Here is a 16,439-nt window from a genome sequence, read left to right as displayed (position 1 = left end):
CTACGGTAAAGCTGCCGCCTAATGGATTGTTTACGGATTTCAGTTTGTTGGTACGGGCTATCGTGGATCGGTAAACCGTCATCTTGCCATCTTCGTCGGATGAGACGATTTCGGGGAAACCGTCGCCATCAACATCACGTAGGTCAAATTGAGTGCGGCTCATACTTTTGGATACACTAAGCCCCGGATTAATAGAAACCTTTAGTGGTGCAAAAGGAATAGGAATAGGGAAACTTGTTGTAAATGATGCATTCAACGACTCTGATGTACTGGCCGATTTACTTATATCGCCCATACCTTGCCATGGAATAGCCCCGGTAAATCCATTACCGGTATTGAATGCAACCAGTATTGAGTTTCCCTCTTTCCATACTTTATCTGCTAGCCCGTCAGAATCCACATCCATCAGAGCGTAATTTGTGTCATTAAATGTTGTTGCCAAACCAAAACCTGCAGAAATACTCGATCCTCCGAAATCAAATCCGAGGCTTGCCCCTGCATTGATGGATATACTCTTACCTGAATTGATTGAATTTAGATCCCAGTCAACAGCTTGGGAAAATCCATAACCCATATTTAACTGTACTTGTTTATTAGAAAGAATCTTATCGGGTAAACCGTCTCCGTTGACATCCATAAAAGTCTCTACCGCTTCATCTTCATTCCATGGTACTTCGATAGAACCTGCCGGCGTAACCTGTAATTTAGCTTGTTCTGCCGACTGGTTTGCAGTCCGAGCGTCTTTTTTCTGTTGTAGGCCGTCTTTATATTTTTTCATTTCGGAAGGATTACTCAGGTACTTAGCTGAAGCTGTAACGTTTGAAGAAGCATGTACAGGATTACCTCCGTAACCGGCACTTTTTGATGAGCTCTTACTCTTATGATTACCTATTCCACTTATAACTTCTCCGTCAAAACCTCCTTTTGCATTAGTAAACTGTATTTGGTTAGAAGTAATGATGTCGGGATAACCGTCTCCATTCATATCGGCAAAAGATGTAAGAGTTTTACTCTCTCCGCTTGACGTACTGGTAGTGATACCCATTACACCCACCATCCCGGCTATACTGCTGCTTTTGGTTTCTTGTATTACTCCAAATGCTCCGGAACCGGGTATGCAACTACCACCTGTCGACTGTCCACCCCCTATGGTTGAAAGTGGGTTTGTCAGGACAACATTTTGCTCTCCTAAACGGGAACTACTGATTATATTTCCTGCAATGAAAGCTCCTTGATTCTGCCCTGACCATTTCTGCTGAATAGTATCATTCTGATTGATAGACATCGGAAGGAATGCCGTTGAGACAGGATCCATCGTATCATTTTCACTTTCGGGTAATTTCAGCATATTCTCTGCGATAGGATTTCCATAACGCCCGTTGTTGGAATTATAGACAAACTGCCCCCAACCACGGTTTGTTATACCAAATCCATCATAATCTCTTGTTGTAAAGGTATTAATGGCAATAGTTGAGCTTGATCCGTTAACTGTGATAATTGCAGAAGGATTTCCTAATTTACTTAAAAGTTGTTTATCAATTACATAATATTCCACCCAAATTGTTCCTGCTTGTGCTGCAAGCGAATTTATTATTGAGCTTGGGGCAATTATACCATTAGTGATTGTTACTTCTTGTTTTAAAACTAATCCTGTAATATTCTTTACTGCCATCAATAGTTTTCCATTGATGGAAAGATCGGCTATTGCTGGAAGACCCGAGAATTTCGGCTCTATTTTCAGATTGCCATTCACTGCAAGATTATAAGGCTGCCCTTCCATCACATGACTTGCATAAGACTGGTAAGATACGGTAGCCCGGCTCTTAATAGTATTACCTGCAACATTATATTCAGCAACAGGATTCCACTTAATATTCTCTAATGCTACATTTGTTTGAGAAGCTATTTCAAATTTCAGATTCACTCCGTTAATTGCATTATTTATATTGAAGGATAGCTCTCCCGTATGTGTTTCGTCCCATGCAAAGTTTTTGGTATAAACGACTGATTCCGTATAAGAGGGGTTGTTACTTCCATCATCTAATATTTTATCGTTTGACAATAATACACGTAGAGTTACATTATCGGAAGTAACAGGCTTTTCGAATGCACCTTTTACCAGTACATTCACCGGACTGTTCAATCGAAGCGTGTTATCCTCACTGTATACATATCCTTCTGATGCTTTGTAAACAGCCGTACCCTGACTATTCGGATTAATCTGGTTAGTTCGGTCTATATAAGTAATAACCGGCGACCACATCACTTCATCAAAAGCTCCGTTGGACATACGGTCTGCTCCTGATTGCAGACGGAAATATACTTTCTGTCCTTTGGTTACACTTATACTACCTACTGTTGCCTGATAAGAATTGAAGTCCCCTTTAGCTATAGATTTATACCATCTCTCGTTACTTCCAACCTGAATGGCTACTCGTACACCATCCGCTTTTTCATATTCCTCTTCGTCATAGCCTGCTTGTGGCGACTGTAACTGAACATTTCCTTCGATCTTGATAGTTCCGTTAAATGGTGCTTCCCAAACTCTAACGGCATCTAACATCGGTGAGTTTTGAACCAACTCTTCCTGCTCCTGGGGATCGATCTGTGTATCGGAATCATCTATAATACCTCCTGCCATCATCGGACTGGGGGTGTCTCCACTACTTAGTGTAAAAGTAGGAATCAGCTTGCCATTGTTATCTTTCTCAATGTGGTTGAAATAAACTTTTCCATTCAGAACAAGGTCTACCAGACCGTCATTATTTATATCCGATAAATAGACTGTAGTTTTAGAGGTTGTACTGCTCTTATCGACACCTGCCACAGCTGTTAACTTTAAATATCCGGGGTTGACTTTTGCTCCTCCTCCATTGGTCGAGGACTTAGTTTCTGCAAATTTTGAAATTCCGTTTATTTTTATTTCATCACCATATTTGGTTTCCGAATCTGTTTTTTGAGAAACATTAGGTCTGTAATAAACAGAACTGCCTTTTTGATAAACTTTATCCGGTAGTCCGTCTCCGTCAATATCGACCAATGTTGACAGACCTTTTGTTGTACTGCTGGAATAACTGTAACTACCTCCGACAGTCATACTTTTAGTGGCTAAATCACCATTAAAAGGACCAACACCTGCATAAAAAGAGGCACTTGTTGCGGTAGTGACACTACCACCTAATGCACTCGCCTTATCACTGAATCCGGGAACACCCAGATTTGATACCGGATTAATAAACCCGGCATCAATGCCATCATCATGTAACTTCCACGTCTCAGCATCACTCTTAAATGGCTTGTACCCGTTTTTCGAATCCACATCATCATAATACTCCATTGTATGTGAAGCAAACTCGGCGCCGTAAGCATCCAGATGCGTCACCTTATCCAATATATTGGTATTAAAAGCACCTGCCTTATAAGCAAACGTATAACTTCTGAGCGTTTGACCCTCAAAAGCAATATCCACTTTATTCAGTAACTTATTGCTTGAAGTAAGGAAACCGTATCTTGCCGAATTGGTTTTCTTATCTTTCTGGGTAGTACTTGTTAAAGTAACCACCGTATGCGGTTCATTTCCTTTATTACCGGCTCTTACCTCTTTCAGGTAAATAGCTTTGGCAGTCAGACTACCTTTAACGGTTTCGTCTACCGTTTCATAAATATATTCGATATAATCGCCGTGCAATTCTTCCACACGAGACAGTTTCCATTCTACAATTACATCCTTATTGCCGCTTAATGTTTTTGCAGAACCTTTAAGTACTGTACCGTATGTATATTTAGTTCCCGACTTATCGGTTACTTCCCATGTATAATCGGCAGGAGTGCTGCCTTTACGAATGATCTTCGAGAAGCTGCCTTCGTTTCTCGGATAAAACTGACGGTCTGCCTTGCGGTTGATCTTATCTCCACGATGTGCTACGGAGCTTTCGCCCGCATCGTCCATCGTCATAAGCATACTTCCACCCATCGAATAAGTCTCGGTTTCTTTCGCATCGTCATAGCGAGGTACACCCCAGCGGGTATCTACCGATATAGAAGGAGTGCTTAAATCCCATCCTTCACCTAACCATCCTGCTCCACCATCGGAGTTGTATTGAATACCCAGACTCGGTTGCATACCGTTACGTGCCGGAGGCATCTCAAAACCGTAGCTCAATCCTGCCGAACCTCTGTTATTAGCCGCAGGAGGTGCGATTACCTGTACTTTTGCCGTAGGGTCTGCCGCTTTGATGTCATTCATCATAGTCGGGGCAAAACCTTGCGTTTCGGGAGATTCGGGTGTTTGAATCACTCCGTTTATCATATCCGTAAAGTGGGTGGTTGTCGATACGATCAATTGATTCTTCTTATCGATCGTATCACGTTTTAATGCTACCCAGTGTTTTGTATCGAGGTCGAAATAGTAAGTTTTGATATCATCCTCTGTATAGCCGCTCGGTAGCTTGGTGCGGTCGTACTTGATAGTTACTTTGGCTCCCTCTGCAAAATGTTCGCCATGAGGAAGGAAACGATACCCTTTATGCGAAGCTGTCACATTGCTCATAGCCATATCCAAAGCAGGAAGGTCGATATGCCTTAATGTAGTGATCGAAATATCTTTAGTTGCCAGAAGGGCTTTCGAATCCACATTCAACAGAGCTGTTTCGAGTTTCAAATCTTCCGCAATACCTTTTTGGAAGGTTTTGGAAGTTTGTTTGGTATTGTTATTCATCGCATACTCTATATCGGCAGAAGCACCGTTTGTAAAGCTGATTTCTTTACTTACTTCTTTGCCGTTTGCCAGTATGGCTTTTACGTTTACTGTTCTGTTTGCATTTAACGGAACAACGGTTTCAAACTCGCCATTGGAAGCATTTATTTGTTTTCCGTCGACATAGATTTTAGAGCCGGCTATATTTTTGTCCTGAATAAAACCATGTACATAGGCTTTATTATCATAGCTCGTTTGCGTAGCGTTTACGATCAGCGGCGATTGGTTCGCTCCTTTTTCCACCTCGATGGACAGGTTCTTTACCTTGTATCCGTACTGCGCATTCTCGGGCAAACTAAACTGAATTTGGTTGTCTCCTTTTTTGAGCCATCCGGGGTTCAATTGTTCTCTTTGCAAAGCCGGTTTATCCGATAGTTTTACCAGATAACCGCCTGTTGCCAAGCGGTCGTTAATGCTTTTTGGTACACTGGTATAATCAGATACGCCTTCCAGTTCGTAGCTTAACCATACTTTGTCATTTTCAGAAAATGCCTGATCTAAACTGACAGTGAAAATATTATCCGAAGGATTGTCGAGTTGTTTTCCCGCATAACTGCCGATAATACCTTCTTTATTAGTAGAAAGGTATTGAATCACGGCTGTTTTCGTTGTGGCTTCTTTTCCTTGTTGAACAGAATCCGAAGGTTGTACATACACAGGATTACCTGCGGCTGTTGCCGTTATCTGACCGGTCTTATTTTCAGCCGGAACAGAAGCATATTCCTGTGGGCTTTTTTGAGAGAAGGTCACCGCTCCCAATATCCCGGCACACGCTATGAGTGTGCCGATGAGTATATATTGTTTCTTTCTTTGTTTCATAGGTCTACTTATTAAGTAATACAAAGTATTTAATGCGACATTTTAATGTTATAACTAACTATAGTTGATTCACCCAGCCAAAGCAATAAAAAGGTCTGAGACCTTATTTAACTATCACTTTCTTACTGAATTCCCCGGTGGTAGTTATAGCCTTGATAATATACACACCGGATTGGGTGAAGTCAAAATCGGCTTCCTGCAATACACGGGGGGTCGGAAGGTTCACCTTCTTAATAAGTACTCCCGTCATATTGTAAGCTGTAAAAGTCACTACTTCGGGTTCAGCGAATGTTACACGGGCTGTCACTGATCTTGTATCCCCTGCATTCTTGTAGAAAACGGTCATATTATCGCTTTCCGCCTGAGGTTGTACAGTTTGCTCCGAGTCTCCCTGCGGATCTCCGTTACACGGATCTTCCAGCGTCACCCTGTAGATAATGGAAGAGTTGTTGGATTGCCCGATGGTCAGGTTGTCCGTTCTTGCCCACTTATAATCGGCAAGGTCGAAGAAGCCCGTGGCTGTTACATTGAAGATTTCGGCAGGACCAAAGCTGGTATCGATCAGTCCATAAAATTTCAAAAGGTAATCGAGCCATGAAATACTGCCAGTGGCGATCTGAGTAGCATTCTTCTTGTATTTAAGGCCGCTCATCGTTTTTTCAATACGAATCACATCGCCTACGGCAACCGAAGTAAGAACAGATGTGGCTACTTTTCCGTTGGTTACTATATACAGGTTTGCACCCTGTTTCTTCAATCCGTAATGAATGATATTCTTGGTATTATTCACATCCTCGACAAAGGTGGTGTAACCGATCATATACGAATCTGTCAGATTGGAGATGGTCCATTCCAGAGCCCCGTCCATAACAGGTAAACAGTTCGTCGTTTTGGCACGGGTAGGTTTAATAGTGGCATCGATATTCTGGAAGTTAAAGCCTCCGGCTTCGGTGATTGCCAGATCGTAAGTTCCTCCCGAGAGTCCATTTATCTCAATGGTGTAATCGAACTCTTTGCCTGATTTGACAATCTGCCCTGTATTTACATCAGTCAGGGTATAGTTAAATGCCGGATTTCCGGAAGTCAGCCTGATTTTTATTTTTCCGTCAGTCTGATTGCAAGTAGGATCGGTTACTTCTATTTCTCCGGCAATATCAGATTCACGGTACATAAAGGTAAACTCATCCCCTGTATTCAGGAATACATTATTAAAAACAGCTTTTTGACGTGTAATATCGACTTCATCTACTTCGATAATTTCAGCTGTATTCACATCAATGCTCCCTGATCCCGAACGGTCGATAACCAGAAAGCTGCGTCCCTTGTTATTGTCTTTGAATTCAGCAGCACGGGTCGATGCGTAAGAAAGTTCGATCTTATTACCCGTATCGGTAAACCCTCCGTGGCGCAGTTCTCCTATTTTACTGTCGCTGCCGCCTTTCAACATACTGATAGCTCCATAGTAAGGCTTATTCATATCTGAAGCGGCAATCGTAATTTCAGTCTTAGCCTGTCTGGTTCCATTGACACGCAGGAAAACGATATTACCGCGTTTCTCCATTTCTATCTTTGAGGCCAATACCACCGAAAGTACAGAGTTCGCAGATACTACCCCTTGTATGATCGGATATACACTTCCCGATGTAGTGATGTAATAGCCGTAATCATGGCTGCCATTTGAAAGAATGCTTTGATTCGAACCGAATTTAATATAGAAATCGCCACTGATAGAGAATCCGCTTAGTCCCAGATAGCCGTCCGAATCCAGTAAAGGGGTAGCGGTATAGGCTACTCCCTGTGCTGTAGTTGTGGAGGACTTTGTTACAGACGATTTAAACCCGTTTGTGCTGATAACAAGGTCGTATTGCTGCCAGGCAAGCGTCCTTTCGGCTGGTGTAGTAGCGGTTATATTGGTTTTTACAAGCCACTGGCGGCTCATTATTTTATATCCCAGTTTGCCTTCTATCTCTTTAATCGTAATAGCGGCATTATTATCTCCCCAGAAAAGGTAATTGTTGTCTTTTAACGGACTGGCATCCTGACGGCCTAAAACAAGCAGGCGGGAAGCCGACGAGCGGTTATAAGGGCTGCTGTTGTAGAAGTAATCGTTCTGGTCGGAGTAATTGGTTAGTTCTTCATAGCTTGTGCCTGATTCATATTGGTAAAGCCCGCTGCTCTTATCCCTGTAAATAGCTGTAATCCGGTTATTGTATGCAGGATTAGCTGCATAGTCCCAAAGGAGTTCTTCATTGCTTCCGATATAGGAAACAGGGAGTGACAAAGCATATTTGATAGCCAGATAGGAATCGACCCTACGCCTTTCTATGGGTGTAAGCAGGCGGTTGTAGGCGATCAGTTCGGGTATATAACCTGTGAAAGCTTTGTTCTCACTACTGGTTAACGAAAAGGTCGAGTTATAATTAACGTTGGTTTTAGTGTAGGTGCTGCCTAAGCTTAACGTAGCTATATCTTTTTCACCCCAGATGCTAGTGGCGGGAGGTATGCTGCGGTAATAGGCGGCTATCCGCATGGATTTAACCCGAAAGTCATTAACACTTGATTCGGCATCGCCCGATGAATACATCAAATCCATGCCTTCGGATTGTCCGTAATCGAATTTACTTTTGCCGCTTTCAATGCTCGGTATGATTTTATCGGTGGTGACCAGTACACCTTGTCCGGGACGGCCGTTTATTCCGTAGAGAATCATTTCCTTGTCGAAGTTGGCATTGGGTGCGAATAGGCCGACAATGGTTGCCTGGGACAGGTTGGTGCGTTTCAGGCGTACCTCCCTTGTTTTGGTGTCCAGCGATTTGTTCATGCTCAAAGCGGGGTTACCGTTATAAAAACGGACGGAACTGTTGGTAAACTCATCCCCGAGGGCGGCTCCCTGGTCGCTGTATACATTCAGACGCAGCGAATCGCCGCTGAAATCCTGCCAGCGGTAAGTGCCGTTCAGGTCTGTGCCTGTAGGCCTTGCCTGAAACCAGAGTTCGGGACTGCCCACGCCTCCGGGCGACTGCGCAAAGAGGCTTCCTGTACATAGTGACAGGAGAAGTAAATGCGTAAATCGTTTCTTCATAAAAAAAGTAATAATTATTGGTAGTTTGTACTTCTAGTATAGATAATTTAAAAAGCAGAACATGAAACTTCAGGCAATAGCTAACCCGGGGAAGTTTCAGGGAACATCTCATAAGAAGGTTAAATGCAGAGAAATATAAGCCACAGCCAATTTCTTGAATTGCCTTCCGATTGTTATTTTTTGTTTATTTTGAAAATAATAGAATTTTACGTTGTGCTTTACTCTGTTTGTTTTAATAATAGCCTATAGTCTTGTATGTACGTTTTTTATATCAGTATGATTTAAAAATTAATACGTGTTTATCAGACGCAAATATATATGCTTTATTTAAATATCAATTATAGTAATTAATATATTTTGGTTAAATTTAATTAAATAACATTTATTGTATATGAAAAGAAGTAGAGAATAGGTAATGATGTTTATCAGTAAAACAGAGTTGCAAAAATATACATTGTTTAACCCATTTTTATACAGTATAATGATACATATAGATTTTTACTGATTTTAAATATTGAGATAAACTTCTAATCAGAATGTTGAGAAAATGTAGCTATAGATTTCTGCAATCTGAATAAAGGAATTAATAGATGGTAAGTAATATAAAAGTCAGGCTAAAATAAATTTATTTATATCCTTCTTTGCAATCTTCCTGATTTAAATAAGAGGAGATATAAATAATAAGTATTCGGTTATTCTTTCGGCAAGCTATTTCGCGTCCAATTCGCAGATGCAAGGTCAGGCCCTTGGTTTTGCACTAAATCTCCAAACCTCGCTATCCGCGAGGCTGGTATTTAGTACAAAAACCTTGCATCTGCGGGACGTCTCATGCTTTGTCTGCCTTAGAATAACCGAATACTTGTTGTTTATGCAGGTATTCATAATATTAATTTAAAAAAATTAAGCGTATGAGTATTTTAATTCCTGTCAAAACCAGAACATTAGTAAAAGACATTAGTAAAGAATTAAAAGTCTTTTTTCCAAAGATTTACTTTAATATAAAGACTACACAAGAGTATAATAAAACCATTATTACAATCTCTTACATTGATAGTGTCTCTAAAGCGAGGGTAAGAAATATTACCAGACAATTTCCACAAAGGTATTCTGCCGGTAGAAACACTATTAAAGTAAACATTCTTATAGATAGACAGATGAGCCATGAAGTTCAGTCGGTGTTGTTGAGCGAAATGAAAACTGTGTTTAAAATAAATACTGAATTAAATGTCAAAGATTGGTTTGAACCGACTAATGAAAAAGTTGAAACTTATCTACAGAAAATATTTAATATCAGAGATTTTTAGGACGATAAATTATAAATGCTCCGGAACTGATGGTTTTGGGGATAAATTTAAATAATAAACAGTCATTAAAATATACACACAAATGGGATTTACACTATCAATTGATAAAACCGGAAAAGATCAGGGCAAAGCCAATTATGCCAATGCTTTTATTGGCTTTGGTGTTGACAACAGAAAGTCATCAACAGGAATCTATTTGGAAGATGCCAAAAAAGCAGGGCTTCCTGTAAATTATGAAATAATCCCTAGTGCCGATACCCTTGCTTTTGTTTCTGTTCCAAGTGAAGGCGTTAAAAATGAAATAATAATTTCTTTGGCTTTACTTATACTCAAGGGTGGAGGAACTATTATTATGGATAGAAGTGGTACAGGTTTTGGTCAGTCTCATTCGAAATTTAATATCAATGGGGAAGGCAAAGTACAGGATGCACTGGGAAATCCTTCAGGACAAACGAAGGAAGGTTATAATATCTGGGGAAATTTAAATAAGACATTATGAAAACCCGTCGTTTCTGTCCGCACTGTGGACGCCCTGTAGTCAAATCACGAATCAAAGGTTATACATTCCAGTGTAATAATTGTGATGAAGATTTTTATAGGTTTGAAGTTCTGCGTATCAAGGATATGAGAATTGTCAAACAACTATGCCAGCAGACTATCCGGCACGAACGCCAAAACGGATGTAAGCTTTTTAGTGTATATAAACCCTACCCAAATACAAGTAAAAATATGAAACAAAAAGAAATACTGGTCAGATACCATTCCGCCGATGTAGGCTTTTGCCGGGAAATATGGCAGGCAAAACCTGAAAATGAGAAAGCCAACTGGCTCGGATATGATACCGAGTGTGGAGATTGGATGTTTCTCAGTGGCGGACCATATGGTTATGCTGAACCCGAACATTCTGTTCCTAAAGAAATTGAAATTGTTATTTGCAATTCGGATTGGATAGAATATTACCGTACAGGGAATGACCGGACAAGGTTTCCCGATGGCTTTCCAACATTCGATCAGGCTTGTGAAAAACATTGGAATACTATAAGGCACGAACATCTTCCCACTGTCGGTAAACCCGAACTCGTACACTTCCTGGAAGAAGTTAAGCCCGATAATCTATGTAATATCGATAATTTAAACTGGAACTATAATTATTATCACAATATAGATCCAGATAATCTTATTGAGGATGGTATTAGAGTCAGCCGCGAAGATAAAGGCGATTTCAAAACAGCTTTTCTGATGCACTTCGACTATATGGGTAAGAGATACCATATTGTCCGATATGCACAGCATCATAGTATGTGCAACGCCCGATGGTATATGTATGCAGTAGTAGCACTCATTGATGGGAAAATTAACGGAAATATGTATTGGTTAGGTAACGGACTGATAAGCAATAAATGATTAATCAATAAATAAAGAATTATATGAAAGAAGAATATTACATGCTGAAGAGCAAAGAAGAAATAATCAGAGGAAAGATGAAAACTTTGATTATAAAAGCTATCACAGAACATAACGGACGCATAACGTTCAAAAAAGAAGAAGATGATGACGAATACCCATTGACGACCCTATTATCCGGAAGTAAAGACATTTATTTTATCTCAATTACGGATGTATACCTTGATGAGGGAGGAGTGAGAATCTATGCTGATGGTATTGACGATGATTCTATATGTCGTAAAACCGGTTTCGAAATAGAAGAAGAGCGATATTCAGATATTCTCTTTTTTATTGCCTATGTATTAGAATGGAATAAAAAAGAGAATACGCAGGAAATCAAAGACAATATCAACTCCACTATAATGGAAATGGCCTGTGAATTAGCTGAAAAGGAAATGTCAGACGGGTATGGAAAGCTCCCTGAATATTTTATGAACAAGGATGGAGGATATACAGACTTTTATCAAAATATATTTAATCCCATTTATGATAAATACTATAACCGGATAGCGGAATTAGCAGATTTTGAATACGAATAAAAATGAAATCATGAAAAAAGAAGAACTCGAATTAGGAATGGTATTCACCTTCGGTCAACGGACTGATATCGAATACGTAATCATTTGTTTAGGTAAAGATTCGGCTACAATGGAAGCAATAACAATGCGTAGTGACAGTAGTAACAGGCATGGTTGTGGTTTTGGTTGGTTTGAGAACAGCACTACTAAATTTATCCGTAAAATGGATGCAAATGAATTAGCCTGCTATCAAATGAATGATCCTATCTGTAACCTTGAAAATGGAATATATATAGCCTTACAGAACATCGATACACTTCTTCTTCAGCCTAGTATTTCAGAAAATGAAATAATTCATGTACAATCTGTTCAGTGGGAGGATGCAGCGAACTATCAAGGGAAATATCATAAAATGAATGTTGTCTTCAGGCAATTCGGAAAAGAAGGAAGTGATCGGTTGATTTTTGGTAATGAGCATAAGATGGCCTGCATCCATTGGTTTTGGACGAATTTCAAAAGAATTAATATCAATCGGTAAGACAATGAAAAAGAGTACGGTAAGGACTAAAAAGCTAACAGTACCAAAATGGCAGGCGGGATTATTTATCTCGCTTTTTTCGTCTGATGGAGGAGATGGATTTAACGATACGGAAATTGAGGAGGTGACACAAATAATCAATGAGGAGCACCTTCTCTCCTTAGTTTCGGTATCCGAACCGCAGGACGATGAGTCTACGCTTGAATTTATAACTCATTATTAAAAAAACAGAAGCTATGACTAATGAAAATGTTTACGAGCAAAACGGCTATAAAGACCGAAATGATTATCTGCGTAGCCTGGCTGAAGATAATGGAGTAGATATGTATACTGTAACCAGCATATCTGAGCTATTAGGAGAGGGTGAAGATTTTGACGGTCTGGTATTGGCACTGGATGATTTCCTTTAATATAGACTGTAAGCTGGTAGTTTATGGAAAAAATAAACAACAGCATCATAAAATGGAACTATGTAAACTGAATGGAGCTGCGGATGATAGCGAATTCAATCGGAGCTTTCTCTGGCAGTGGTGAGTATATATAGGCTTTTATGTAGAAAACAAAGTAAAATTTCAATTATTCAATGTGAAATATATACGGGAAAATAAATCCTGCCGTATACAGGTGATTTAGAATGGGAGAAAATGCAATACGAATAGAAGATAATAAGATAGTAAAGATCGGTAAATGCGAAGAAATGTATTATCTGAGATACGAGGACCGGCATAAAGTCCGTAAAAGTAATGATAGTATAGATACTCAAACAATTAAGAATGTATTGTGGAGGCTTCCTCTTGCTGATGAAGATGAGCTGCAAGTGGGCGAATATGAATATCATAATCCTTATGTATGTGTTGATACTAATTCCCTGGAATATATTCACTCCGATTGTCTTTTGACTTCTGATATATCCCGGTTATTTGATAACAAGTCCTATCAGACGGGTTTCTATCAACTGGTTGGAGTCAAACTGGGCTTATTGGTTAATCTGACCTGTTACCATGGACTTAAAGAAAATGCTTCGAATGAAGAAGCAAATTTTGTCTGGAGTGGCAGAAGAAACCCATTTTGTTTATGTGCAATATCCAATGATACAGATGAAATGAAAATCTGTTTTACCTGCATTGCCTGTGGATGTAAATGGCTTATGCCCTTTGAAGAAATACAAGAGTATATCGATTCGCAAGAGATGAAAAAGCGACTTTTTAAAATCTGTCTGGAATATTGGGAAGAGAAGCATCCCGGTCAGGAGTATCCATACGCTATGACAAAGCAGCTTAAAAATTCGGTGGTTACTTTAAAACGATGGGTCAATCTTGTCGGTGATCAGTACTCGGTTTCCATTGACACAGCAGATGGAGACGGACAAACCGATTATTTTAGAGAACTAGAAAGTGCTTTCAGGCTATTTGCCGGCTATAACTAATTTATATTTGATATGGAAAAAGAACTAGAATGTGCTGAATATTTTTATTCAGAGAATTTCGGATATCTGGCAACACTTCATCCGGATTGTAAGGTTATAGGCAATTCAGGTTATGCAAAACTGTATGAATGTTCCTGCTGTGGCAGGACATTCAGGGGAGGTATAAACGGGGCTGTCGAGTGTGATGACGACAGGCAGGAATATGAAGAAACCCAAAACTGTATGATTTGCACCCAAACACAAACACCATTCAGCTGGTATTTGAAACAAATAGGGATCTTACATCTTAAATTCTGTCATGATAACTGTAATTATAGAAAAAAGATGAAACCGATACTGACCGATTGTTGTAAGAAGTTTGGTTTAAAAACAAATTACGCCAATTTTGAAAAGCTCAAAGATGTGGCTATACGAAATACAAAATGTATCCCCACGGATATCCAAAAGATAATAGATAACGAAAACCAGGAAGCCTTATGAAAAACAAAGGATATAATTTCAGGAAAAATGATGCAGGGGAATGGGTTGTTTACCATGATGATACAATTATTTGCGGCAGTTACAAAACGCAGGACGATGCAGTCGTAAGCCTTGCTAATTATGTCGAATCGAACCGGTTGCGTGATGAATTATCGCAAAAAGGCATAGATGAAGAAAAGCTATTCTTCAAAAATCAGGAAGAATTACTGGAGATGAAAAAAGAACTGGAAAGCAGGAGCCTGACTCCTGAACAAATTGAAAACGGAAAAGCGTACCGCAACGCAGCTGATTTCGTTTCGTTTTTCAATCTGTTTTTCCGTGTCCGGGAAACTTCGGATGGAGTCGAATTAAGTATATCTGGTGACACACATATACATATAGTACATTGTCTTCGACAGTGTGATGGCTGCTACTTTGAGCAGTTTAAAGATTTTGCTGAAAAATTCAAAGTGGATGAACAAATAGATGAACTCAGGCTGATTGATACTTATCGCAATAACTACACTGTAAGAAAGTCATTACACTATTTTGAAGAACTGCATAATCGATTGAAGGAAATAGCATCGATTATTTAATACCCATGTTTAAGCAAAAAGAGTCTTTAACTATCCGCTTATTCACCAGGCAAGGTATTACACCGGTTTTTACGGCTTTGCAAGGTCTGCCTTCCAGCGTTTATACCCAAAACAGCCACCCTTTGGGGTAGCTGTTTTGGGTATAAAACCTTGCCTAGCCGTACCGCTGTAACCTTTAATGCCTGTGAATAAACGGATACCCGTTGGAGGTATCCATAATGAAAAAAATAAATTATGAATTATGGAAGTATTAACAAAACCACAAAAGAAAAAGCAGTTTTTTCTAGTCAGTAATGTCCTTACGGTATTTTTCACAAAGACACATTTTGAAATGGACTCTGAATATGACGGAGATTACTATGTCATTCGCATCCGCTATACGGATGGGGCTTCGCTGATCAGGGTAAAGAATGCCGTTAAAGTATTTGATTGCCGGGCTAACCCTGCAATTAATTTTCAGGGAACCAAAGTGATTGTTGAACGGATAATGAGTCCGCAGATTAAAAATCGCATAATCAATGAGATCAAATCCGTATTCGCAATGGATCATTTACCGAAAGAAGATGAATGGTTCCAACCCATAAAAGGTACTATCCGGGAATATGTAGATAAAATATTTAGCATGAGAGATTTCGAATAATAAAAACAAGTACAATATGGAAACTGAAATTAATAAACAGGCTTTTGCCTTTATGAGCGGAAGAATGACTCAGACGAAGGCTCTGAGAGCATTATCAAAAAGATGTAAATACAAGGACAAAGTGATGTCCCTGTATGAAGCTATTGAGTCTTTTGAATTAACGAGAGAAGTAACACAAGACAAAATACATAGCCGAAAAGCTGAATCGGGCTATGTTGAAAAAGTATGTATAGGTGATTATGTGACTGATTACATAGCGGAAGTCGAGTATTATAAATACTTGCAAGGCGGAGGTCAGAAGTATTCAGCGTATCTGGAAGAAGTAAGAATTATTGAAAAAAAGAACGAAGAAATTCGAACTCGGGCTTATGAAGAACAGCAGGAGGCCCAAGCCAGAAAGGATAAAGAAGAAAGAATACGGCAACTGAAATCTGTCCTTGAGCTATCAGAAGAGCAATACATTGAATTCCTAACGGGTAATTATAAAAAAGAGCTAGCTAGACTACAGACAGAACGTAAAACAAAAAGTGTTGTAGAACAAATTAAATGGCTGGAAGACTTTATACTTAGTCGAATTAAATTGGCAATAGATATTCATTTTACCACTCATCGGGTTTATACACTCTGTGGAGAAGAGATTATACCAAAATACAACTATGGGATCGGCGATGAGGTAGTGTATATGAGGGATGGCAAATATCTAATCACCCGTGTTGAAGAGCTGAGGACAAACAGAGATGACTCTATCACCTATAAGTTGTACAAAGTAGACGGTATTGTAAATCCGTACGTGGGTTATTCTAGTCTGTTACCTGCTAATGAGTGGGCAGATAAATTATTGAAAAAAGAATAATT

General features: G+C 39.5%; 14 protein-coding genes. 12 read left to right on the top strand and 2 right to left on the bottom strand.

Annotated features, from left to right (window positions below; translation table 11 throughout):
• Positions 1–5,575, bottom strand: a 5,575-nt coding sequence (locus G7Y56_RS15650) for a SpvB/TcaC N-terminal domain-containing protein (protein ID WP_304487072.1), incomplete at its 3' end; no start/stop codon positions are given.
• 103 nt (positions 5,576–5,678) lie between these two features.
• Entirely contained in the window at positions 5,679–8,657 is a 2,979-nt protein-coding gene (locus tag G7Y56_RS15645; RefSeq protein WP_165044970.1) for a T9SS type A sorting domain-containing protein, read from the bottom strand.
• A 908-nt stretch (positions 8,658–9,565) separates the two neighbouring features.
• Between G7Y56_RS15645 and G7Y56_RS15640 the strand changes: the two genes are divergently transcribed.
• The 12 genes from G7Y56_RS15640 (at position 9,566) to G7Y56_RS15585 (ending at position 16,437) form a co-directional block, all read left to right on the top strand.
• Entirely contained in the window at positions 9,566–9,961 is a 396-nt protein-coding gene (locus G7Y56_RS15640; protein WP_165044968.1) for a hypothetical protein, read from the top strand.
• Between the two features lie 82 nt (positions 9,962–10,043).
• Positions 10,044–10,460, top strand: coding sequence for a hypothetical protein (locus G7Y56_RS15635; protein WP_165044966.1), 417 nt, complete (start codon positions 10,044–10,046; stop codon positions 10,458–10,460).
• Positions 10,457–11,365, top strand: a complete 909-nt coding sequence (locus tag G7Y56_RS15630) for a hypothetical protein (protein WP_165044882.1) — start codon at positions 10,457–10,459, stop codon at positions 11,363–11,365. Before G7Y56_RS15635 ends, G7Y56_RS15630 begins: the two co-directional genes overlap by 4 nt.
• A 23-nt stretch (positions 11,366–11,388) precedes the next feature.
• Complete coding sequence (locus G7Y56_RS15625; protein ID WP_165044880.1) at positions 11,389–11,946, top strand: hypothetical protein; 558 nt, start codon at positions 11,389–11,391, stop codon at positions 11,944–11,946.
• Between the two features lie 10 nt (positions 11,947–11,956).
• Complete coding sequence (locus G7Y56_RS15620; RefSeq protein ID WP_165044964.1) at positions 11,957–12,463, top strand: hypothetical protein; 507 nt, start codon at positions 11,957–11,959, stop codon at positions 12,461–12,463.
• Positions 12,464–12,467: 4 nt separating this feature from the next.
• Positions 12,468–12,686, top strand: coding sequence for a hypothetical protein (locus G7Y56_RS15615; protein ID WP_165044962.1), 219 nt, complete (start codon positions 12,468–12,470; stop codon positions 12,684–12,686).
• Between the two features lie 13 nt (positions 12,687–12,699).
• Positions 12,700–12,873 (top strand): RNA polymerase, encoded by a 174-nt coding sequence (locus G7Y56_RS15610; protein WP_165044960.1) that lies wholly within the window; start codon positions 12,700–12,702, stop codon positions 12,871–12,873.
• Between the two features lie 224 nt (positions 12,874–13,097).
• On the top strand, positions 13,098–13,889 hold the full coding sequence (locus G7Y56_RS15605) for a hypothetical protein (protein ID WP_165044958.1): 792 nt from the start codon (positions 13,098–13,100) through the stop codon (positions 13,887–13,889).
• A gap of 12 nt (positions 13,890–13,901) precedes the next feature.
• On the top strand, positions 13,902–14,369 hold the full coding sequence (locus G7Y56_RS15600) for a hypothetical protein (RefSeq protein WP_165044956.1): 468 nt from the start codon (positions 13,902–13,904) through the stop codon (positions 14,367–14,369).
• Positions 14,366–14,944: a hypothetical protein gene (locus tag G7Y56_RS15595; RefSeq protein ID WP_165044954.1), complete on the top strand. Its 579-nt coding sequence runs from the start codon at positions 14,366–14,368 to the stop codon at positions 14,942–14,944. The genes G7Y56_RS15600 and G7Y56_RS15595 overlap by 4 nt, the downstream gene beginning before the upstream one ends.
• Before the next feature lie 241 nt (positions 14,945–15,185).
• Positions 15,186–15,584 (top strand): hypothetical protein, encoded by a 399-nt coding sequence (locus tag G7Y56_RS15590; protein WP_165044952.1) that lies wholly within the window; start codon positions 15,186–15,188, stop codon positions 15,582–15,584.
• 16 nt (positions 15,585–15,600) lie between these two features.
• Positions 15,601–16,437 carry a hypothetical protein gene (locus G7Y56_RS15585; RefSeq protein ID WP_165044950.1) on the top strand — a complete coding sequence of 279 codons (837 nt, stop codon included), beginning with the start codon at positions 15,601–15,603 and terminating at the stop codon, positions 16,435–16,437.
• The last annotated feature ends 2 nt before the right edge of the window (positions 16,438–16,439 follow it).

This window comes from Dysgonomonas sp. ZJ709, from assembly GCF_011039195.1.
Lineage (GTDB): Bacteria > Bacteroidota > Bacteroidia > Bacteroidales > Dysgonomonadaceae > Dysgonomonas.
Note: the sequence above shows the minus strand (reverse complement) of the source record. Positions and strands in the feature narration are given on the sequence as shown.